The sequence below is a fragment of the Allorhizobium pseudoryzae genome (genome assembly GCF_011046245.1).
In the GTDB taxonomy this organism is placed as follows: domain Bacteria; phylum Pseudomonadota; class Alphaproteobacteria; order Rhizobiales; family Rhizobiaceae; genus Neorhizobium; species Neorhizobium pseudoryzae.
Genome location: NZ_CP049241.1, coordinates 2,183,263 through 2,202,569 on the forward strand (window position 1 = coordinate 2,183,263; position 19,307 = coordinate 2,202,569).

Here is a 19,307-nt window from a genome sequence, read left to right on the forward strand (position 1 = left end):
TTGTTCTGCCGGGTGCCTCAGATTTCCTTCAAGGCGTCCACGTCGCCGATCTGGATGACCCGGCCGCGGACGGTGACGCCGGTGCGGCGCAGGGACGAAAAGGCCCGCGACAGCGCCTCGGGCGCCAGCCCCAGCATGCCGGCCAGAAGGCTCTTCTGGAAGGGCAGCCGGATGGAGGTCGGGCCGTTCTCATTGGTGCAGCGGGCGAGCAGATAATCGGCCACGCGCTGCGGCGCGGTGTGCAGCCGGTCGTTCACCACGCAATCCATCGTCGACAGCAGATGGTCGGAGAGGGTCGCCATGATCGCTTTGGCCACGGTCGGATCCTGTTCGGCGAGTTCGCGCACGTCCTGCATGTCAAAGCGGGCCAGCATGACATTTTCGGCGGCCTGTGCGTTGAAGCGATACTTGTCGCCGCCATAGATCAGGCATTCGGCAAACATGTCGCCCGGGCCGCAGATGCGGATGTCGGCCTGCCGGCCATCGCGGCTGACCCGGTAGAGGCGGACATAACCGCTTAGCAGGCAGTAGAAGGAAAGCGCCTGTTCACCCTCGCGGAAGATGGCGGAGCGCGCCGGCATCGTCGCGATATGCGCGCCATCCAGCATTTTCGATGACGCCACCGGGGACAGCGCGCGGATGAAACTCGTCTTTGACAGAAGAGTGCGCTCCCGTTGATTTGCCCTGTGATTTCTGTCCAGCATCGCCTGTCGCTCCCCTTGCGCGTCATGTCCTTCGGACTTGCGAACGGGAATGAGATTAGCACCACGCGAAAAGGCCCAATTTGACATCGATCAAACTGGGCCTCCCGAAAGATTAATTTTCTGTCTTCTTATTCAGCCGCAAGTGGTGGCAGCCTCAGCACGTTGTTGCCGGCGGAATGCGCCGCGCGCCCGTGTTCGTCAGGTGCCGATTTCGTCGTCAGGCTGTCCAGCTTTTCCTGCAGGGCGGCGATCTTGCGCTCGTTATCGCGGGCGACGCGGCTTAGTTCCTCATCCGACAGAACCTCTTCCTCCACCTCCTTCTTGCCGACGAAGCGGCTGAAGATGCGGCTGAGAATGCGGGATACGTCGTCCATGATCAGGAAGAAGGCCGGGACGACCACGAGGCTGAGCACCGTCGAGACGATGATGCCGCCGATGACGGCGATCGCCATCGGCGAGCGGAAGGAGCCGCCTTCGCCGACGCCGAGCGCGGACGGCAGCATGCCGGCCGACATGGCGATCGAGGTCATGATGATCGGGCGGGCGCGCTTGCGCCCGGCCTCCACCATGGCGGCAACCCGCTCCATGCCGTGACGGCGCATCTCGATGGCGAAATCGACCAGCAGGATGGCGTTCTTCGTCACGATGCCCATCAGCATCAGGATGCCAATAAGGACCGGCATCGAGAGCGCATTGTTGGTGACGATCAGCCCGACCGCCACGCCGCCGATGGCAAGCGGCAGCGAGAACAGGATGGTGAAGGGCTGGATCACGTCCTTGAACAGCAGGATCAGCACCACCAGCACCAGAAGCAGGCCAAGCAGCATGGCATTGGCAAAGCCCTGCACCATTTCCGCCTGGATCTTGGCGTCACCGCTTTCAGCGAGCCGCACCGTTGGCGGAAGGTCGGTTTCTTCGACGATGCGCTTGAACTCGGCGGTTGCCGTATCAAGTGCGGTACCCTGCGGGATGTCCGAACCGATCGAGACGACGCGGCTGCGGTTGTTGCGCTTGATCGAGCTCGGGCCTTCCGAATAGTCGATATCCGCCACGCTCGACAAGGGAACGGTGGTGCCGCTGGCCGTCTTGATCTTCAGGTTGCGGATCGCCTGCAGGTCGCGCCGAACGTCGAGCGAGGCCTGCGAGCGGATCGGGATCAGGCGGTTATCGAGCGAGATCTTCGGCAGGGCCGCGTCCACGTCGCCGATCGTTGCGACACGCACGGTTTCGGAAATCTGCTGTGGCGTGATGCCAAGCCGGGCCGCCTCGTCCTTGCGGGGACGGATCTGCAGTTCCGGACGGGGAAGGGCGCCTTCGGACGAGACGTTGGCAAGCACCGGCGATGCGCGCAGCCGGCTTTCGAGCTTGGCCACCGCATCGTCCAGCTGCTCGCTGTTGCTGGCGAGGAAGTTGAACGAGAGTTCGCGTTCGCCGCGGTCGTTGAGCTTGGTGATGCGCACATCCGGCACGGCGCGGACCTTGGAGAAGATTTCCTCCTCGATTTCCCATTGCGGACGCGTGCGGCCCTCGATCTTCATCTTCGGAACATACTGGCCGACGACCGGCAGTCCGCCCAGTCCCTTGTTGACCAGCGTCTTCAGCAGCGAGTGCTCGATGTTGCCGAGGATCACGTTGACGGTTGCGCGGCGCAGTTCGAGATCGCCCTTCGGCGAGGCGCCGCCGAGAATGAAGACGCTTTCCACGCCTTCCATCGGCCGGATGATATCGTAGAGCGCATTCGTCGTGGCCGAGGTCTCGTCCAGCGTCGCATTCGGCGGCAGTTCGACCGAAAGCGTGATGCGGGAGCGGTCTTCCGGCGGCAGGAAGCTGCCCGGCACCTGCATCAGCAGCATGATCGAGCCGATGAGGAAGGCGATGGCGCCGGCAAGCGTCGCGTAGCGCATGTACCAGCGCCTCGTCGTGCCGGTCACCAGGCGCGTATAGGCCTTCATGATCCGGCCGTCATTGTCATGGTGGTCATCCATCGCGTCTTCGGCGCGCATCAGGTAGGCGGCCATCAGGGGTGTGATGAGACGCGCCACCAGCAGCGAGAAGAAGACGGATATCGCCACCGTCAGGCCGAACTGGATGAAATACTGGCCGGGAATGCCCGGCATGAAGGAGACGGGCACGAAGACGGCGATGATGGTGAAGCTGGTCGCTATGACCGCGAGGCCGATCTCGTCGGCTGCATCAAGGGCTGCACGATAAGGGGTTTTGCCCATCTTGATGTGGCGGGCGATGTTTTCCACCTCGACGATCGCGTCATCGACGAGGATGCCGGTCGCGAGTGTGAGCGCCAGGAAGCTGACGAGGTTCAGCGAGAAGCCGAGCAGGTCCATGACCCAGAAGGTCGGGATGGCCGAGAGCGGCAAAGCAATCGCCGAAATCAGCGTGGCGCGCCAGTTGCGCAGGAAGAGCAGCACCACGATGACGGCGAGGATCGCCCCCTCGATCAGGGTGTGGATCGCGGCCTCGTAATTGCCGTAGGTGAAGTAGACGGAATCATCCACCATCTGGATGTTGACGTCCGGATTGCTTTTGCGGATCTGGTCCAGCTGCGTCGCGACCGTCTCGGCCACGGAGACTTCGCTGGCACCCTTGGCGCGGAACACGGCGAAGGTGACGGTCGGTTCGCCGTTGAAGCGCGAGAAGCTCTTCGGTTCTTGGTAGGTGTCGTTGACCGTGCCCAGATCGGAAAGCTTGACGAAGCGGCCGTTGGACAGGGCGATCGTGGTATTAGCGAGGTCCGCGACGCTGCGCGCATCGCCGAGCGTGCGGATGCTTTGCTCGTTGCCGCCCACCTGGCCGCGGCCGGAGCCGAGATCGACGTTGACGCTGCGCAACTGGGCGTTCACGTCCGGCGCGGTGATGCCGTAGGAATTCAGCTTGGCCGGGTCGAGCGCCACGCGGACTTCTCGGTCGGCGCCGCCGTACCGGTCGATGCGGCCGATGCCAGGCTGCCCCTGCAGGGACCGCTTGACTGTGTCGTCCACGAACCAGGAAAGTTCCTCAAGCGTCATGTTGGGGGAGGAGACGGCAAAGGTCTGGATCGCCTGGCCTTCGACATCCACCTTGGAGACGATCGGTTCATCGACGGAGGCGGGGAGATCGCCGCGGATGCGGTCGATCGCGTCCTTGACGTCCTGCACGGCCTCTTCCGTCGGCTTTTCGATGCGGAAGAGCACGGCGGTGGTGGACTGTCCGTCGGTAACGGTGGAGGTGATTTCATCGACGCCGCTGATCGAGGCGACGGCGTCTTCCACCTCCTTCGTCACCTGCATTTCGAGTTCCGAGGGCGAAGCGCCGCTCTGGGTGACGGTAATGGAGACGACCGGAACGTCGATGTTCGGGAAGCGGGTGATCGGCAGCGAATTGAATGCACCGATGCCGAGGAAGACCAAGAGCGCGAAAGCGAGCAGCGGCGCAATCGGGTTGCGGATGGACCAGGCGGAAAAGTTCATGACGATCTCGTCTCCGTCAGTTCGATGCAGCGGCCGGTTCGTCCGATACCGGCGAAATGCGGTCGCCGTCACGTACGAAGGCGCCGGCCTTGGCCACCACCATATCACCCTCTGCGAGACCGCTCAGGATCTGCACATAGCCCTTGTCCTGGATGCCGGTTTCGACCGCAACCTGCTTGATGACATGGTTCTCGACCTGCCGGGCAATGGTGCCGCCGCGCTCGGTCGTCACCGCCGATTGCGGCAGGGAGAGTGCTGTGGTTTCCTCGATAATGATCTGGGCGCTGGCATACATGCCCGCTTTCGCCCCGGTGCTCGCGTCGACGACGATGTGCACCGAACCAAGCCGCGTGGATGCATCCACCACCGGCGCCACCAGGCGCACCTTGCCCGGCAACGGGTCGCGCCCGCCGGCAATCGTCACCCTGGCCGGCATGCCGGCCTTGATGCGGCGAATATCGCTTTCCGGCACATCCGCCACCAGTTCGATCTCGCCATTGCGGATCATGGTGAAGAGGGGCGTGCCGGCGCCGCTGGCAATCGCGCCGACCTTGGCATCCCGGACCGATATGATCCCATCGACCGGGGCCTTGACCTCGGTACGTTCGAGCTTCAGATCGATGTCATCGATCTGTGCATCCACGACCTTGATGTCAGCCTCGCCGACACTGACGGCCTGTCTGGCGGCATTCAGCCTTGCAAGGGCGGCATCGGCGGAGGCGGTCAACTGTTCGACCTGGGAGGTCGAGACCGTGCCGTTGCGGCTGAGCGTCACGGCGCGGTCGCGCTGGCGCACGGCATCATCGGCATTGGCCTGAGCTTCGATCACCTGGGCGCGGTATTGCGCAAGACCTGCCTCGGCCTTTGCCTTATTGGCCTGCAACTGGCTCTTTTGCAGCAGGAGGCTGTCGCTGTTGAGCTCGGCCACCACGTCGCCTGCCTTGACCCGGTCACCGACATCGGCATGCAGCACCTTGATCGACAGGCCATCGACGAGCGGCTGCACGAAGATTTCCTGGACCGGTCGAACCGTGCCGCTGGCCACGACGCTATCGACCAGCGGGCGCGCGACGACCCGGGTAACCACAATGGCGGGAAGGCGGGCCGGCTCGGCCTGCGCCGGAGCGGCCGCTTTCTGATCCTGGGCGGCGACGGGGAGTGCCACACCGCCGGACAAGGCAATGGCGGCAATAAGGGTGACGAGCGTTGTCTGTCGGGTAATCATCGGCATTATCCGGCCTATCCTGGCAATTCCATCGGGGTACGGTCTGTCACTGGCTATGGGTCTTGGGCTGCTTCTACAGTCGGCATCAGGGCGTCGGTCGTTTCCGGCATTTCAGGTGCACGGTCTTCCTTGCCTGCGCTTTCGCCGCCTTGCCCGCCTTGTGTGAGCGTAGGTGGCTACGGCTCCTCTCTCCCACAAGACCACAGCACAACAATTCGTGATCAACTTAGTCGCAGTGCACAACCGGATCAATCACCGGATGTTGCTCCCAGTCATCACTTATTGTGCTGCAAACGAAAAAACGCGCAGCCAGAGACTGCGCGTTTCGACAGGGGACGCGATGCGCTTACTTCAGCGCTGCCGCCGTGATGTCCAGCGTATAGGCGCCCGTCGGCTCCTTGGTGATGACGGGGTCGGAGCCGCCACCCAGCAGCGTCTTGACAGTGCGATCGTAATCCGCCTTGTCGAGCGCGCCGTTCGAGCCGGCCGTCAGCTTGGCGATCTCGCCCATCATGCGCTTCTGGTGCTTTTCGGTCTGGGCACCGGAGGCGTCATTGTCGAGCACGATGCCGGCGGCTTCATCCGGGTTCTTTTCGGCGTATTTCCAGCCCTTCATGGAAGCGCGGACGAACTTGACCATCTTTTCCTTGAAGGCCGGGTCCTTCAGCTTGTCTTCCAGCACGTAGAGGCCGTCTTCCAGCGTCGCCACGCCCTCATCCTCGTACTTGAACGTGACGAGTTGGTCCGGCTTGATGCCGGCATCGATCACCTGCCAGTATTCGTTATAGGTCATGGTGGAAATGCAGGCGGCCTGCTTCTGCAGGAGCGGATCGACGTTGAAGCCCTGCTTCAGCACCTTCACGCCATCGGCGGAACCGTCGGTCTTGATGCCGAGCGTCGCCATCCAGGACAGGAACGGGTATTCGTTGCCGAAGAACCAGACGCCGAGCGTCTTGCCCTTGAAATCGGCGGGCTTGGTGATGCCGGTTTCCTTGAGGCAGGTCAGCATCATGCCCGACTTCTTGAACGGCTGGGCAATGTTGACGAGGGCTACGCCCTTTTCGCGGGTGGCGAGCGCAGACGGCATCCAATCGACGATGACGTCGGCGCCACCGCCGGCCAGCACCTGCGGGGGTGCAATGTCCGGGCCGCCCGGCTTGATATCGACGTCGAGGCCTTCCTCCGTGTAGAAGCCCTTCTCCTTGGCGACGTAATAGCCGGCGAACTGCGCCTGGGTCACCCATTTCAACTGCAGGGTCACCTTGTCGGCGGCAGCCGCAGACATGGCCGTCAAGGAGATGGCGGCGGCCAGCATCAGCGATGCAAGTTTCGTTTTCATGGTGTCAGTTCCCTCTTTTTTGGTTGTTACCTCCGTCCACCGCGGACGGAAGGGTGCCAGAAGGTGACGGCCCGTTCACTGAGCGCCACCAGACCGTAGAAGACCGAGCCGGCGACCGCGGCAACCGCGATTTCGGCCCAGACCATGTCAATATTCGCGCGCCCCACCTCGGTGGAGATACGAAAGCCCATGCCGACGATGGGCGTGCCGAAGAATTCCGCCACGATGGCGCCAATCAGCGCCAGTGTCGAGTTGATCTTCAGCGCGTTGAAGATGAAGGGCCAGGCCGCCGGCAGGCGCAGCTTGACGAGCGTCGGCCACCAGCCGGCGGCATAGGTGCGCATCAGGTCGCGTTCCATGTGGCTGGCGGCTGAAAGTCCCTGCACCGTGTTCACCAGCATCGGGAAAAAGGTCATGATCACGACGACCGCCACCTTCGACGGCCAGTCGAAACCGAACCACATGACCATGATCGGTGCGACGCCGACGACCGGCAGCGCCGACACGAAATTGCCGATCGGCAGCAGGCCCTTCTGCAGGAAGGGCGAACGGTCGATGAGGATTGCGACCAGAAAACCGAGGCCACAGCCGGCGATATACCCGGTGATCACGGATTTCAGGAAGGTCTGCTGAAAATCCGCCCAGAGCACCGGCAGCGAGTTGGTCAGCTTAGCCCAGATGGCGGACGGCGCCGGCAGCAGGATCGGCGGGATCTCGAAGCCGCGCACCAGGCATTCCCAGATCACGAGGAGCGTCACGCCGAAGATCAGCGGCACGGCGATGCCGATGGCGCGCGCTGTGCCCGGGCCTGCCGGCGTCTGCCGTACCAGCCATTCGTTGAGCGCCCAGGCGCAGAGCCAGACCGCGAGCGCCAGAAAGATATACCCGTTCATGGCTTCACTCCCATGCGTTTCAGCACGAGGCCGTGTGCTGCGCCGACGATGGAGACGAGAACGGCCGCCAGCGCGGCTGCCATGAAGAGCGCCGCCCAGATCTGGATCGTTTGGCCGTAATAGGAGCCGGAGAGCAGCCGTGCACCGAGCCCCGCCACGGCCCCGGTCGGCAACTCGCCGACGATCGCCCCGACCAGCGAAATCGCGATCGCCACCTTCAGCGAGGTGAAGAGATAGGGCATGGCCGCCGGCCAGCGCAGTTTCCAGAAGGTCTGGGTGTTGCTGGCATTATAGGTGTGCATCAGGTCGATCAGCAGGGTATCGGGGCTGCGCAGGCCCTTCACCATGCCGACGACGACGGGAAAGAAGGAAAGGTATGTCGAAATCAAAGCTTTGGGTAAGAGACCTGAGATGCCGATCGAGTTCAAAACGACAATGATCATCGGCGCGATGGCGAGGATCGGGATCGTCTGGCTGGCGATCACCCAGGGCATCAGCGATTTGTCCATCGCCCGGTTGTGGACGATGCCGACGGCGAGCGCGATGCCAAGCACGGTGCCCATGCCAAAGCCCATCAGGGTAGCCGAGAGCGTGATCCAGGCATGATAGACGAGGCTGCGCTTCGAAGTGATCGGCTTGGCGACCGTCGTATCCCAAAGCTCGGCAATGATCTGGTGCGGCGCCGGCAGGATCGGCCGCTCCTGGTTGAAGGTCTGCCCGACGATCTGGCCGAGCGTCACCGTCTCACCGGCCCGCGCCGCCTGGTCGCGCACGAAGGGGGCGTTGAGATAGACGACGAAGACATGCCACACGACGAGGATCGCGGCGATCACGGTGAGGACGGGCAGGATGCGGTCGCGGAAGAGGGCGGTCATGGGGTTCCTCCCGCCAACGCGGCCATGCGCCTCATCCGCCAATCTGCCTGAGGAGAAGAAAGGTACCCCCCTCTGTCCTGCCGGACATCTCCCCCACAAGGGGGGAGAACGGCCTGACGAGACGTCCGGCTCCATGTCCCCAACGTATCTTCGCTTCTGCTGACGGTGATGCCAGTTTGGCCGAAGTGGGTGCGTCCATCCGATCTCCCCCCGTGTGGGGGAGATGTCCGGCAGGACAGAGGGGGGTATGGCAGGGCTCGATACGCAATTGAGTTCAAAACCTGACTGAGCCCCGACGTGGAAATCCTACTCCTCATAGCTATGCCCCGCCTTCAGGCCCTCGCGGACGCGGTGGGCGATTTCCAGGAACTCCGGCGTGTCGCGGATCTCCAGCGGGCGATCGCGGGGGAGGGTGGATTCGATGACGTCGGTCACGCGGCCGGGGCGCGGGCTCATCACCACGATGCGGGTAGATAGGTAGACAGCCTCGGGGATCGAGTGGGTGACGAAGCAGATCGTCTTGTTCGTCTTGTCCCAGAGTTTCAGGAGCTGCTCGTTCAGATGGTCGCGGACGATCTCGTCCAGCGCACCGAAGGGCTCGTCCATCAACAGCAGGTCGGCATCGAAGGCGAGCGCGCGGGCAATCGAGGCGCGCTGCTGCATGCCGCCCGACAGTTGCCACGGGTATTTCTTGCCGAAACCGGAAAGGTTCACGAGGTCGAGCATCTCGGCGATGCGCTTCTTCTGCTCGTCCGCACTGTAGCCCATGATTTCCAATGGCAGCGCGATGTTCTTTTCGATCGTGCGCCAGGGATAGAGTGCCGCGGCCTGGAAGACATAGCCATAGGCACGCGCGAGGCGGGCATTTTCCGGAGTCATTCCATTAATGTCGATCGAACCGCTCGTGTGTTTCTCGAGGTCGGCAATCACCCGCAGGAAGGTGGTCTTGCCACAGCCGGACGGGCCGATGAAGGAGACGAAATCGCCCTTTCTGATATCGAGGTTGACACCGGTCAGGGCATGTACGGGCCCATCGCCGGTTTCGAAGGTGAGGCCGAGATCGCGGGCGGAGACGACGGATGCGGGGCTCGTCATGACAGCGCCTCCGGCAGAGAATGAGGCATGGAAAGGGGCATTTTATCTGGTATCTTCTGTGGCTGTTGCCGCACCGGCCGGCTTTCAGAGCCGCCGCCGGCAGGGCTGTTGGAGGATTTTGGACATGGACGCATCATCGAAGCCCACCTGCCGGCTGGTGAAGCCGGGCAATACCTATGACGGCAAGCAGGGGCTCAGCTATTTCGAGGGGATCGCGGCGGAAACCGTGGGGTCGAAGGGCATCTGCATGCATATTCTGACGATGCCGCCGGGCGCCCGCGCCAAGGCGCATCTGCACGAGAACCACGAGACGGCGATCTACATGCTCGCCGGAAAAGCCGACACCTGGTACGGCGACAACCTGGAACACCATGTGGTGGTGAGCGCGGGCGAGCTTTTCTACATCCCGGCCGGCGTGCCGCACCTGCCGGCGAACACCTCCGACGAGCCGGCAACCGCGATCATTGCCCGTACGGACCCGAACGAGCAGGAAAGCGTGGTGCTGTTGCCGCAGTTGGATGCGCTGGCGCGGTGAGGCGAGGCTCCCCCTCTCCCCTTGGGGAGAGGGTGGCGCGATAGCGCCGGGTGAGGGGACAGCACCTTTCCGTATCGTTTGCGTCAAGACGTGATCTCTTTCACCTTTACCGTTTGACTGCGGGATAAAAACGCGTCAGTTCGCAGCGAGCAAACAGCCGCCCTTCCAGCGCAGCAACGATCGTTTCCAACACGGCACGCCGCTCTTGAAGTATTTCGTGATTCCAGAACCGTAAGACGGCATATCCTTGGCAATTCAACCACTCGGTCCGATGGACGTCCGAAAGACTATCGGCGTGTTGTGAGCCATCCAATTCAACAATCAATCGTCTTCCCCGGCACAAAAAGTCCGCGAAGTAAGGGCCGAGCGGAATCTGTCGTGAGAACTTGAAGCCGTTCAAATTTCGGTTTCTGAGATCGGACCAGAGCCGATACTCTGCTTCGGTCTCATCCTTGCGAAGTGTTCGCGCACGTTGGGTTGCACCGTCTCGTCTTTTCCAGGCTGAATTGGGTGATGTCATCGCAAGGCCCCTCATCCGGCCCTACGGGCCACCTTCTCCCCAAGGGGAGAAGAGGCCGCGCCCTGCGCGGCTCCACCTAGATCAACGTCACAGAGACAATTGACAGGTTTGGTAACAAGCGCCGCGGGTCTACATGTTTCCATTATCACACCCCGGATGCCGGAATGCCGGTGCGTTCCACCTTGCGGGGCGCCGTCAGCTCCTTCCAGGTCGAGAGCGCCTTGGACACCGCCGGATAGGGCTCGCGGGAAACAAACTGGCCGTGGCCCTCGCGGGTCTTGATCACCCCTTCCTCGATGGCGACCACGCCGCGGGTCAGCGTGTAGCGCGGCAGGCCTTTCACCGTCTTGCCCTCGAAAACGTTGTAATCGATCGCCGACTGCTGGCTTTTCGCCGTGATCGTCTTCTCCTTGTTCGGGTCCCAGACGACGAGATCGGCATCGGCGCCGACCAGGATCGCGCCCTTCCTCGGGTAGACGTTGAGGATCTTCGCGATGTTCGTCGAGGTGACCGCGACGAACTCGTTCATGGTGATGCGGCCGGTCGCCACCCCATAGGTCCAGAGCATCGGCATGCGGTCTTCCAGCCCGCCGGTGCCGTTCGGGATCTTGCGGAAATCGCCGACGCCATAGCGTTTCTGGTCGGTGGTGAAGGCGCAGTGATCGGTCGCCACCACCTGCAGCGAGCCGGCGGCGAGGCCCGCCCAGAGCGAATCCTGATGCTGCTTGTTGCGGAAGGGCGGGGACATGACGCGCCGCGCGGCGTGATCCCAATCCGGGTTCGCATATTCGGTCTCGTCCAGCGTCAGGTGCTGGATGAGCGGTTCACCATACACCCGCATGCCATTCTGCCGGGCGCGGCGGATGGCTTCATGCGCCTGTTCGCAGGAGGTGTGGACCACGTAGAGCGGCGCGCCCGCCATGTCGGCAATGATGATGGCGCGGTTGGTGGCTTCGCCTTCCACGGTCGCAGGCCGCGAATAGGCGTGCGCTTCCGGGCCGTTATTGCCTTCATCCATCAGCTTGGCTTGCATGGCGGCGACCACATCGCCGTTTTCCGCATGCACCAGCGGCAGGGCACCAAGCTCGGCACAGCGCGAGAACGAGGCGAACATTTCGTCGTCGTTCACCATCAGGGCGCCTTTGTAGGCCATGAAGTGCTTGAAGGTGTTGATGCCCTTTTCCTGCACCACCGTCTTCATGTCGTTGAACACCTGTTCGCCCCACCAGGTAACGGACATGTGGAAGGAATAGTCGCAATTGGCGCGCGTCGCCTTGTTGTCCCAGCGCTTCAGCGCGTCGAGAAGCGACTGGCCGGGATCGGGCAGACAGAAATCGACGACCATGGTCGTGCCGCCGGCAAGCGCCGCGCGCGTGCCGCTTTCGAAATCGTCCGCCGAATAGGTGCCCATGAACGGCATTTCGAGATGCACATGCGGATCAATGCCGCCCGGCATGACGTAACAGCCGGTTGCATCCAGCACCGTGCCGCCTGACAGGTTCGGGCCGATCTCGACGATCTTCCCACCCTCGACCTTCACATCGGCCTTGTAGGTGAGATCGGCGGTGACGATCGTGCCGTTCTTGATGACTGTGGTCATGGGTTCGGTTCCCTCCGCTGGTTTTGGGAACCTCCGGCAGTATCGGTGCCGGAGGCCCGATGCCTATTGTGGTCTTGTGGGTGAGGTAGCTTGACGGTTGTCACGCCTCGACGAGATCGAGCCGTCGTTCGACACGGTCGAGCCGCTGATCGATGTGATCAACTCGGCGCGAGATGCTGGCATATTGCTGTTCAAGAATGCCGAGCCGGCCCTTGATCTCCAAGAGATCCTGGGTATGCCTGTCCTGCGTTGCCCTGATCGCCCTGAGATATTCCAGAACAAGATTGTCGGTAGACATGTCTGTGTCTCCGGTGTGGCTCCGATGCCGTATCGTAACACCAAAGGCATCACCCGACAATCTCCGCAGTTTCAACCACTGCGTGAAATAGCACGTCGCAGCCGGCGGCGGCCCAGTCCTTGGAGATCTCTTCCGCCTCGTTGTGCGACAGACCGCCGACGCAGGGGCACATGATCATGGTGGCGGGCGCCACCTTGGCGGCCCAGCAGGCATCGTGGCCGGCGCCGGAGATGATGTTCATGTGGCTGTAGCCCAGCTTTTCCGCCGCCGTGCGCACCCGCTCCACCAGGGTCGGATCGAAGGTCACCGGATCGAAGTGGCCGACCGCTTCGACCGAACAACCGACGCCGAGGGCCTCGCAGATTGTTGCCGCCTCCGCCTCGATCTTGGCGCGCATGCGGTCGAGCTTCTCCTGCGACGGCGTGCGGATATCCACCGTGAACACCACCTTGCCGGGCAAAACATTCCGGGAATTGGGCGAGAAGAACACCTGGCCGACGCCGCCGACGGCGCCCGGTTGCTCGGACATGGAAACCTTCTGCACCATTTCCAGAATGCGCCCGAAGGCGAGGCCGGCATTGACGCGCAGGTTCATCGGCGTGGAGCCGGTATGGGCTTCCTTGCCGGTCAGCGTGAATTCCAGCCACCAGAGGCCCTGGCAGTGGGTCACGACGCCGATCTGCTTGTTCTCGGCTTCCAGGATCGGGCCCTGTTCGATGTGATATTCGAAATAGGCATGCATCTTTCGCGCGCCGACCTCTTCCTGGCCCCGCCAGCCGATGCGCTTTAATTCCTCACCATAAGTCTTGCCGTCGGGATCCTTGCGCGCATAGGCGTAATCCAGCGAATGCACGCCGGCAAACACGCCGGAGGCCAGCATGGCGGGGGCAAAGCGGGCACCTTCCTCGTTCGCCCAGTTGGTGACGACCACGGGGTGTTTGGTCTTGATGCCCAGATCGTTCATCGTGCGGATGACCTCGAGGCCGGCCAGCACGCCGAGCACGCCGTCATATTTGCCGCCGGTCGGCTGCGTATCGAGGTGGCTGCCGACATAAACGGGCAGGGCGTCTGGATCGGTGCCGGGGCGGGTGGCAAACATGGTGCCCATCTGGTCGACGCCCATGGTGAGCCCGGCGGCCTCACACCAGCGCTGGAAGAGGTGCCGGCCTTCGCCATCGGCATCCGTCAGCGTCTGGCGGTTGTTGCCGCCGGCAATGCCGGGGCCGATCTTCGCCATCTCCATCAGGCTGTCCCACAGCCGATCGCCGTTCACGCGCAGGTTTTCGCCTGGTGCTGCCACCATACGTTCATTCCTTCTTCTGTCAGCCGTTGGTTCGAGTGATGCGGCTGCTGTTCCCGTGACGGTCCGCCCATCTTCTTGTGACGTCGGGTCGCGCGGTGGCTTGCCTTTGTCGGATGGGTCATTGATAAATTGACCGATTGGTAAAAGCTTACAATGTCCGCGCCGGTACTCAAGCCGAAAAATGCCGGACCGATGAAAAAATGAACACAAATCCGGCAGGCGGTTTGTGGGGATAAATTTTGTGCAGCTGCGTTTCGTGTTATGCGGATGCGAGAGGAGAAGTCAGAACGCAATGATTCCACGAGCGGCGAAAACGCAGCGGCGCACCCGCATTCAGGAAGAAAAAGAAGAGAAGATCCTCGAGGCGGCGCTCGACGTGTTTTCCGCCTACGGGTTCCGCGGCGCGACGATCGACCAGATCGCCGAGGCGGCCGGCATGTCGAAGCCCAATCTTCTTTATTATTTCCGCACCAAGGAAGCGATCCACCGCACATTGCTGGACCGGATGCTGTTTACCTGGCTGGAGCCGCTCCGGGCCTTTGATGCGGCCGGCAATCCGGAAAGCGAGATCCGCTCCTATATCCGCCGCAAGCTGGAAATGTCGCGTGATTTCCCCCGCGAGAGCCGGCTCTTCGCCAACGAGATCATCCAGGGCGCCCAGCATATCGAGGATGAGCTGAAGGGGCCGCTGAAGGAGCTGGTGGATGAGAAGGCTGAGGTAATCCGGGCCTGGATCCGGGCCGGCAAGATCGCGAAGTGCGATCCCTATCACCTGATCTTTTCCATCTGGTCCACCACCCAGCACTACGCGGATTTCGACGTGCAGGTGCAGGCGGTGCTGGGGGAGAAATCCGGCGAGGGGCGCTTTGACGATGCCGCCCGCTTCCTGGAGGAATTGTTCCTGCGCGGGCTGAAAGTGGAAACATCTAACCTCTGAAAAAGGTTAGGCGCCGTTGCAGAAGTGCCGGTCGAGCACAGCCATGAGATCAGCCACCGCGGCATGGCAGATGGAATAATACAGCGTGCGGTGGTCGCGACGGTAGGTCACGATGCCTTCGTCCTTCAGCTTCGCAAGATGCTGCGACATCGAAGTCTGGGCAATGCCCGTCTCCTCGATCAATCGGGTCACGGAGCGCTCGCCCCGCATCAGCGCGCACAGGATCAGCAGACGTTGCGGGTTGGCGAGCCCTTTCAGGAAACCTGCGACATCTTGCGCCACGCCCGGCATGTGATCGGCAATTGCCATCTCGTCCTCTTCTTGATTTACGTTTTTCTGATATCATCAAAATATGAATTGAAAAACCGCAAAACATCGAAAGGAACGGGCATGGCAAAGGATTTCAAACAGATCACCCGCGATATCAGCGCCTACACGGCGGAAATGCGCAAGCTGACGCCGGATGCGGTGAACGGCTTTTACGCGCTTGCCAAGGGTGCGACGGCAGATGGTGCGTTGTCGAAGAAAACGAAGGAGCTGCTTGCGCTTGCCATCGGCATTACCCAGCGCTGCGACGGCTGCATCGGCTTTCATGTGAAGGCCCTGAAGGATCTGGGCGCCACCCGCGAGGAGATTGCCGAGGTCGCCGCGCTCTCGACCTATATGGGCGGCGGCCCGGCCATGATGTATGCGGCCGATGCGCTGCGCGCCTGGGATCAGTTCAACGAGGCCTGAGCGGTTCCCCGCGCGGTGACTGACGGGTCAAAATCCCGCCAGCCGCACCATCAGATAGCCGAACCCGGAGATGAACAGCCAGCCGAAGGCACCGAGCGCCAGCGGGCGCAAACCTTCGGCAGCGAGCTGCTTCATGTGCGTTTGCAGGCCCATGGCGGCGAGACCGCAGGAAAGCAGGAAGGTGCCGAGCAGGCCGGCATCCTGAACGAGTGCCGGCGGCAGCGCGACGCTGCTGTTCAGCCCGACCATGGCGAGGAACCCGAGAACGAACCAGGGGAAGGGCGTGGCCCCGGTCTTTGCCGAACCCGTGCTGCGCGCGCGAAACAGTGTCAGTGCCAGCGTGAGCACCAGCGGCGCCAGGAGCATGACGCGGGCAAGCTTGGCAATCGTGCCATACTGGCCGGCCACATCGCCGGCCTGGAAGGTGGCGGCCACCACCTGCGCCACTTCGTGAATGGTGGCGCCCGACCACAGGCCATAGGCCACCGCATCGAGGTGCAGCGGCAGCATCAGCAGCGGGAAAAGCAGCATGGAGAACGAGCCGAAGATGGTGACGCAGGCGACCGCATAGGTCACGTCCTCGTCGCGGCCGCGCACCACCGCATTGGCGGCAATCACGGCGGAGGCGCCGCAGACGGAGGTTCCGGCGGCAATCAGCCCCGTCAGGCCGCGATCGACGCCGAGGAGGCGCCCGGCCAGCGTGACGGCTGCAAAAGTGACGGTGAGGGTGACGGTGACCACCGCGAGGCCTGGCAGGCCGAGCGAGACAAGCTGGGCGAGCGTGATCTGCAGCCCGAGCAGGATGATGCCGAGCCGCAGCAGGCGCTTCATGGAAAAGCCGATCCCGGGGCGACAGGCGACAGGCGGACGGTGCAGATTGCCGATCAGCATGCCGATGACGATGGAGAGAATGAGCGGCGACAGCGCCTGGATGCCGGTGAGCGTCCGGAACGCCATGGCGCTCGCGGCGATGCCGCCGGCAAGGGCCAGGCCGGGGAGAAGCGACAGGAGAGCGGTGACGGTAGACCCGGACGCGCCGGCGGCAGACTGGTTCTGCAAGGGTTTCGTGAGGTGCAACATGACGCGCGTCCTGACTGAAATGCGATGAAGGCACAGTGCACCGCTTCTTTTCATCGTTCCAACAAATCGATATGATCGTTCCAATCGAATAAGGCGATCAATTGCGATGACGCCGGAACAGTTGCGGATCTTTCTGGCGGTGGCGGCCAAAAGCCATGTGACGCGGGCGGCGCACGAGCTGCACCTGACGCAGTCCTCGGTCAGTGCCGCGATTGCGGCGCTTGAAGAGCGGCACGGGGTCAAACTGTTCAACCGGGTGGGCCGCGGCATCGAATTGACGGAAGCGGGGCGCCTGTTTCGCCCGCATGCGGAGGTCGTGCTGGAAAAGGCAGCGGCGGCCACGCGGCTGCTGAAGGATCTCTCCGGGGCGCCGGCGGGGCACCTCACCCTTCACGCCAGCCAGACGGTGGCGAGCTACTGGCTGCCGCAGCGGCTGATCGCCTATCGCGAGCGCCACCCCCAAGTCGATCTCACCATGCATGTGGGCAATACGCGGGCTGCCGCCGATGCGGTGCTGTCAGGCCAGGCGGATTTGGCCGTGGTGGAGGGGCGGGTCTCCGAGCCTTCGCTCTCCGTGTCGCGTGTCGGCGAGGACCGGCTGGTGCTGGTGGTCGGCCGCCGCCATCCCTGGCGTCCCGGCCAGGGCATTGCGCCCGCCGACCTGCTCGAGACCAACTGGATCCACCGCGAAGAAGGCTCCGGCACGCGGGCGGCGCTGGAAGAGGAGCTTCTTCGGCTCGGCATTTCACCCGCGGCACTTTCGGTGGTGCTGGAACTGCCCTCGAACGAGGCGGTGATCGCCGCCGTGGAGGCCGGCACCGGTGCCGCGGTGCTGTCGCTGCGCGCTGTGGAAGCGCATCTTTCGCAAGGGCGTCTGGTCATGCCGGATTTTCCCATGCCGACGCGACCCTTCTTTCTGCTGATGCACCGCGAACGGCATGTGACGCGGGCGATGAAGGCGATGGTGGAGGTTTTGGGGGAGGGATAGCGCTCTTAGCTCTCTCCGGGTCCGCATCCGCGCTCTGTCCGCAATCCGACGCCTCTTGCCCTCGGCGAACGGCGCTGGTGTCGAAGCTTTCAATTCGCGCGAAAGGTGCTATCTACCGGAGGATGAACATTCAGCTGAAACAGACGGGTGCCTGATGGCCTGGACAGCGGCCATCGCCTTCCTCGTAATAGGTCTGGTGTTCCTGATCAATCGCCGGATCGGATACGCAGTTGCCGCGCTTTGCGCCGTTGTGGCAGCCATCGTGCTTGTCCCCACCCTCTTCGACCGCGGCCAGAGGGGCAGCCGGACTGAGGCGATCTTTGCCAGTGCCACGCTCGACGCGCAGGCCTGCCCGGATCCAAGCAGGCCCATCCTCATCGAATTGAAGAATGGCGGTGAGCGCGGCGTGCGGCGCCTGTCGTTCACGCTTCTCGGCAGGGTCAAGGGGCAGGCGTCCGTCTCGTATCGGGCCTTCCTGCACGAGGATCGGCAGCTTCCCGCCGGCCAGACGGCGCGTATCTGCCACGGGCTTCTGCCACACGGCTTTGCGCCGCCGCGGCCGCAGACGATCATTCCGGGAAACTACGACTGGACCGTGGATCTCTCGCTGGTGGATTTCGCGGGCTTTTGAGGCCGGCGGTCGGGGAAGGGCCGCCGACGAGGATCGCCGCGCCTTTCTCCATCTACATCCGTCGGGCTTCCAGCCGCTTGCGGTCCCGCTCCAGATGCTGCACGCCAAGCTCCGTCAGGCGCATCTGGCGCTTCTGAAACTCGCCGCGCACCTGGATCAAACCCTGTTCCTCGGCTTCGCCCAGGGTTTTGAGACTGGTGCCCTTGGGTGGAGTTTGCCAGCCGGCGCCGACTGCGCTGTGCAGCAGGACCATGATTTTGATCATTGTTTCTCCGGGATGAACAAAGAAGACGGTGCGGCAGCGTGTCCGCTGCGGAATCCGCCGTTGTTAGCCGATCTTGCGCCGTCTGTAACGGGGCCATGCTTCTGCTTTCGCTGACTTGCGGCATTGATGTCGACGCTGGGTCGATAAAGTGTCGAGCAGCTCGTTACGGTTCCTGAGGCTGCCAAGCGCCAGTTCTCCGATGACGAACGGATGGCACAGCAGTTGATCCTCCTCGATGATCTGCCGCAACTCATCATCCGGCGATCGGAAGTGATCGATCCAGATCGAGGTATCGACCAAAATCATTTTGCGACGTCACTTCGGCGCCTCGGCGCAGCCTCCGCATCCGGCATGGAGCCACCCAGCGCAATAAACCGTCTTCCGGATTCGACACGAACCAATGTCTCAAGCGCCTGTCGCACCAGCGCTGCCGTCTCTTTCGTGCCGGTCAAGGCGCGGGCGCGTTCGAGAAGCTGGTCATCGAGGTTGATGGTGGATCGCACGAGCTTGCTCCGTTTCGGCTTGGAATTTTAGCACCAATTGGTGCCAAATGCTACGCCTGTGGAATGTGGCTGGGAGCAGAGCAAGGGCCGGCCTGACCGCGCCGCCGAACCATATATGAGGGTGATCGAGCGCAAGAGTGGCAGACGCCTGTCGGCCGATTGCGGTCATTGGCGGCATAGTCCGAGGACCAACTTTGCGCATCCGTTACAGACGCTCCATTACCGTTCTTTTCCATCTGTAAGCGGAGATTATTCCCGGGAGTACGGAAAATGTATTTAACGAAAATCTGCGTCAAGCAAACCTGACGTGGTGGTCA

General features: G+C 62.6%; 20 protein-coding genes and 1 pseudogene. 5 read left to right on the forward strand and 16 right to left on the reverse strand.

The features are described from left to right. Positions 1-17: 17 nt before the first annotated feature. The 7 genes from G6N78_RS10540 to G6N78_RS10570 form a co-directional block, all read right to left on the reverse strand. Positions 18-704 (reverse strand): Crp/Fnr family transcriptional regulator, encoded by a 687-nt coding sequence (locus tag G6N78_RS10540; protein WP_165218149.1) that lies wholly within the window; start codon positions 702-704, stop codon positions 18-20. A 128-nt stretch (positions 705-832) separates the two neighbouring features. After that, entirely contained in the window at positions 833-4,168 is a 3,336-nt protein-coding gene (locus G6N78_RS10545; RefSeq protein ID WP_165218151.1) for an efflux RND transporter permease subunit, read from the reverse strand. Positions 4,169-4,184: 16 nt separating this feature from the next. Then, a complete protein-coding gene (locus tag G6N78_RS10550) occupies positions 4,185-5,399 on the reverse strand; it encodes an efflux RND transporter periplasmic adaptor subunit (protein ID WP_234905778.1) in 1,215 nt (404 codons plus the stop codon). Positions 5,400-5,739: 340 nt separating this feature from the next. Beyond that, a complete protein-coding gene (locus tag G6N78_RS10555) occupies positions 5,740-6,732 on the reverse strand; it encodes an ABC transporter substrate-binding protein (protein WP_165218153.1) in 993 nt (330 codons plus the stop codon). Positions 6,733-6,758: 26 nt separating this feature from the next. Continuing rightward, entirely contained in the window at positions 6,759-7,625 is an 867-nt protein-coding gene (locus tag G6N78_RS10560; protein ID WP_165218155.1) for an ABC transporter permease, read from the reverse strand. Beyond that, positions 7,622-8,500 (reverse strand): ABC transporter permease, encoded by an 879-nt coding sequence (locus G6N78_RS10565; protein WP_165218157.1) that lies wholly within the window; start codon positions 8,498-8,500, stop codon positions 7,622-7,624. Before G6N78_RS10565 ends, G6N78_RS10560 begins: the two co-directional genes overlap by 4 nt. Before the next feature lie 306 nt (positions 8,501-8,806). After that, positions 8,807-9,595, reverse strand: a complete 789-nt coding sequence (locus tag G6N78_RS10570; RefSeq protein WP_165218159.1) for an ABC transporter ATP-binding protein — start codon at positions 9,593-9,595, stop codon at positions 8,807-8,809. Positions 9,596-9,719: 124 nt separating this feature from the next. Here G6N78_RS10570 and G6N78_RS10575 point away from each other — a divergent pair, with 124 nt between their 5' ends. Beyond that, on the forward strand, positions 9,720-10,130 hold the full coding sequence (locus tag G6N78_RS10575) for a cupin domain-containing protein (protein WP_165218161.1): 411 nt from the start codon (positions 9,720-9,722) through the stop codon (positions 10,128-10,130). A 106-nt stretch (positions 10,131-10,236) separates the two neighbouring features. On the opposite strand, the gene G6N78_RS10580 is transcribed toward G6N78_RS10575, so the two are convergent. From G6N78_RS10580 to G6N78_RS10595, 4 genes are all read right to left on the reverse strand, one after another. Next, positions 10,237-10,650, reverse strand: coding sequence for an endonuclease domain-containing protein (locus tag G6N78_RS10580; RefSeq protein ID WP_165218163.1), 414 nt, complete (start codon positions 10,648-10,650; stop codon positions 10,237-10,239). 145 nt (positions 10,651-10,795) lie between these two features. Beyond that, complete coding sequence (gene hydA, locus G6N78_RS10585) at positions 10,796-12,250, reverse strand: dihydropyrimidinase (protein WP_165218165.1); 1,455 nt, start codon at positions 12,248-12,250, stop codon at positions 10,796-10,798. Between the two features lie 100 nt (positions 12,251-12,350). Next, complete coding sequence (locus G6N78_RS10590) at positions 12,351-12,548, reverse strand: hypothetical protein (protein WP_165218167.1); 198 nt, start codon at positions 12,546-12,548, stop codon at positions 12,351-12,353. A 49-nt stretch (positions 12,549-12,597) separates the two neighbouring features. Then, positions 12,598-13,851 carry a Zn-dependent hydrolase gene (locus tag G6N78_RS10595; protein WP_165218169.1) on the reverse strand — a complete coding sequence of 418 codons (1,254 nt, stop codon included), beginning with the start codon at positions 13,849-13,851 and terminating at the stop codon, positions 12,598-12,600. A 292-nt stretch (positions 13,852-14,143) separates the two neighbouring features. Here G6N78_RS10595 and G6N78_RS10600 point away from each other — a divergent pair, with 292 nt between their 5' ends. Further along, positions 14,144-14,788 carry a TetR family transcriptional regulator C-terminal domain-containing protein gene (locus G6N78_RS10600; protein WP_165218171.1) on the forward strand — a complete coding sequence of 215 codons (645 nt, stop codon included), beginning with the start codon at positions 14,144-14,146 and terminating at the stop codon, positions 14,786-14,788. 6 nt (positions 14,789-14,794) lie between these two features. Here the strand turns inward: G6N78_RS10600 and G6N78_RS10605 are convergent, their stop codons facing one another. Then, a complete protein-coding gene (locus G6N78_RS10605) occupies positions 14,795-15,097 on the reverse strand; it encodes an ArsR/SmtB family transcription factor (RefSeq protein WP_234905779.1) in 303 nt (100 codons plus the stop codon). Positions 15,098-15,178: 81 nt separating this feature from the next. Between G6N78_RS10605 and G6N78_RS10610 the strand changes: the two genes are divergently transcribed. Then, positions 15,179-15,523, forward strand: coding sequence for a carboxymuconolactone decarboxylase family protein (locus G6N78_RS10610; RefSeq protein ID WP_165218173.1), 345 nt, complete (start codon positions 15,179-15,181; stop codon positions 15,521-15,523). Between the two features lie 27 nt (positions 15,524-15,550). Here the strand turns inward: G6N78_RS10610 and G6N78_RS10615 are convergent, their stop codons facing one another. Then, entirely contained in the window at positions 15,551-16,603 is a 1,053-nt protein-coding gene (locus G6N78_RS10615) for a YeiH family protein (RefSeq protein WP_165218175.1), read from the reverse strand. Positions 16,604-16,709: 106 nt separating this feature from the next. On the opposite strand from G6N78_RS10615, the gene G6N78_RS10620 reads away from it, so the two are divergent. Further along, a complete protein-coding gene (locus G6N78_RS10620; RefSeq protein ID WP_165218177.1) occupies positions 16,710-17,591 on the forward strand; it encodes a LysR family transcriptional regulator in 882 nt (293 codons plus the stop codon). Positions 17,592-17,745: 154 nt separating this feature from the next. Further along, on the forward strand, positions 17,746-18,222 hold the full coding sequence (locus G6N78_RS10625; RefSeq protein WP_165218179.1) for a hypothetical protein: 477 nt from the start codon (positions 17,746-17,748) through the stop codon (positions 18,220-18,222). 52 nt (positions 18,223-18,274) lie between these two features. Here the strand turns inward: G6N78_RS10625 and G6N78_RS10630 are convergent, their stop codons facing one another. The 3 genes and pseudogenes from G6N78_RS10630 to G6N78_RS10640 form a co-directional block, all read right to left on the reverse strand. Further along, a complete protein-coding gene (locus tag G6N78_RS10630; protein ID WP_370691402.1) occupies positions 18,275-18,487 on the reverse strand; it encodes a hypothetical protein in 213 nt (70 codons plus the stop codon). 132 nt (positions 18,488-18,619) lie between these two features. Next, positions 18,620-18,793, reverse strand: a pseudogene (locus G6N78_RS10635) (type II toxin-antitoxin system VapC family toxin); the annotation flags it as partial. Beyond that, positions 18,790-18,990, reverse strand: coding sequence for a type II toxin-antitoxin system VapB family antitoxin (locus G6N78_RS10640; RefSeq protein ID WP_165218181.1), 201 nt, complete (start codon positions 18,988-18,990; stop codon positions 18,790-18,792). The gene G6N78_RS10640 and the pseudogene G6N78_RS10635, both read right to left, overlap by 4 nt. Positions 18,991-19,307 lie beyond the last annotated feature (317 nt).

What these genes read in the sequence shown, in the direction of transcription:
- G6N78_RS10625 (WP_165218179.1), top strand. Translation starts at nt 17,746, where the DNA reads ATGGCCTGGACAGCGGCCATCGCCTTCCTCGTAATAGGTCTGGTGTTC.
- G6N78_RS10580 (WP_165218163.1), bottom strand. Translation starts at nt 10,650, where the DNA reads ATGACATCACCCAATTCAGCCTGGAAAAGACGAGACGGTGCAACCCAA.
- G6N78_RS10545 (WP_165218151.1), bottom strand. Translation starts at nt 4,168, where the DNA reads ATGAACTTTTCCGCCTGGTCCATCCGCAACCCGATTGCGCCGCTGCTC.
- G6N78_RS10550 (WP_234905778.1), bottom strand. Translation starts at nt 5,399, where the DNA reads ATGCCGATGATTACCCGACAGACAACGCTCGTCACCCTTATTGCCGCC.
- G6N78_RS10605 (WP_234905779.1), bottom strand. Translation starts at nt 15,097, where the DNA reads ATGGCAATTGCCGATCACATGCCGGGCGTGGCGCAAGATGTCGCAGGT.
- G6N78_RS10540 (WP_165218149.1), bottom strand. Translation starts at nt 704, where the DNA reads ATGCTGGACAGAAATCACAGGGCAAATCAACGGGAGCGCACTCTTCTG.
- G6N78_RS10615 (WP_165218175.1), bottom strand. Translation starts at nt 16,603, where the DNA reads ATGTTGCACCTCACGAAACCCTTGCAGAACCAGTCTGCCGCCGGCGCG.
- G6N78_RS10590 (WP_165218167.1), bottom strand. Translation starts at nt 12,548, where the DNA reads ATGTCTACCGACAATCTTGTTCTGGAATATCTCAGGGCGATCAGGGCA.
- G6N78_RS10610 (WP_165218173.1), top strand. Translation starts at nt 15,179, where the DNA reads ATGGCAAAGGATTTCAAACAGATCACCCGCGATATCAGCGCCTACACG.
- G6N78_RS10600 (WP_165218171.1), top strand. Translation starts at nt 14,144, where the DNA reads ATGATTCCACGAGCGGCGAAAACGCAGCGGCGCACCCGCATTCAGGAA.
- G6N78_RS10620 (WP_165218177.1), top strand. Translation starts at nt 16,710, where the DNA reads ATGACGCCGGAACAGTTGCGGATCTTTCTGGCGGTGGCGGCCAAAAGC.
- hydA (WP_165218165.1), bottom strand. Translation starts at nt 12,250, where the DNA reads ATGACCACAGTCATCAAGAACGGCACGATCGTCACCGCCGATCTCACC.
- G6N78_RS10630 (WP_370691402.1), bottom strand. Translation starts at nt 18,487, where the DNA reads ATGATCAAAATCATGGTCCTGCTGCACAGCGCAGTCGGCGCCGGCTGG.
- G6N78_RS10565 (WP_165218157.1), bottom strand. Translation starts at nt 8,500, where the DNA reads ATGACCGCCCTCTTCCGCGACCGCATCCTGCCCGTCCTCACCGTGATC.
- G6N78_RS10555 (WP_165218153.1), bottom strand. Translation starts at nt 6,732, where the DNA reads ATGAAAACGAAACTTGCATCGCTGATGCTGGCCGCCGCCATCTCCTTG.
- G6N78_RS10570 (WP_165218159.1), bottom strand. Translation starts at nt 9,595, where the DNA reads ATGACGAGCCCCGCATCCGTCGTCTCCGCCCGCGATCTCGGCCTCACC.
- G6N78_RS10595 (WP_165218169.1), bottom strand. Translation starts at nt 13,851, where the DNA reads ATGGTGGCAGCACCAGGCGAAAACCTGCGCGTGAACGGCGATCGGCTG.
- G6N78_RS10575 (WP_165218161.1), top strand. Translation starts at nt 9,720, where the DNA reads ATGGACGCATCATCGAAGCCCACCTGCCGGCTGGTGAAGCCGGGCAAT.
- G6N78_RS10560 (WP_165218155.1), bottom strand. Translation starts at nt 7,625, where the DNA reads ATGAACGGGTATATCTTTCTGGCGCTCGCGGTCTGGCTCTGCGCCTGG.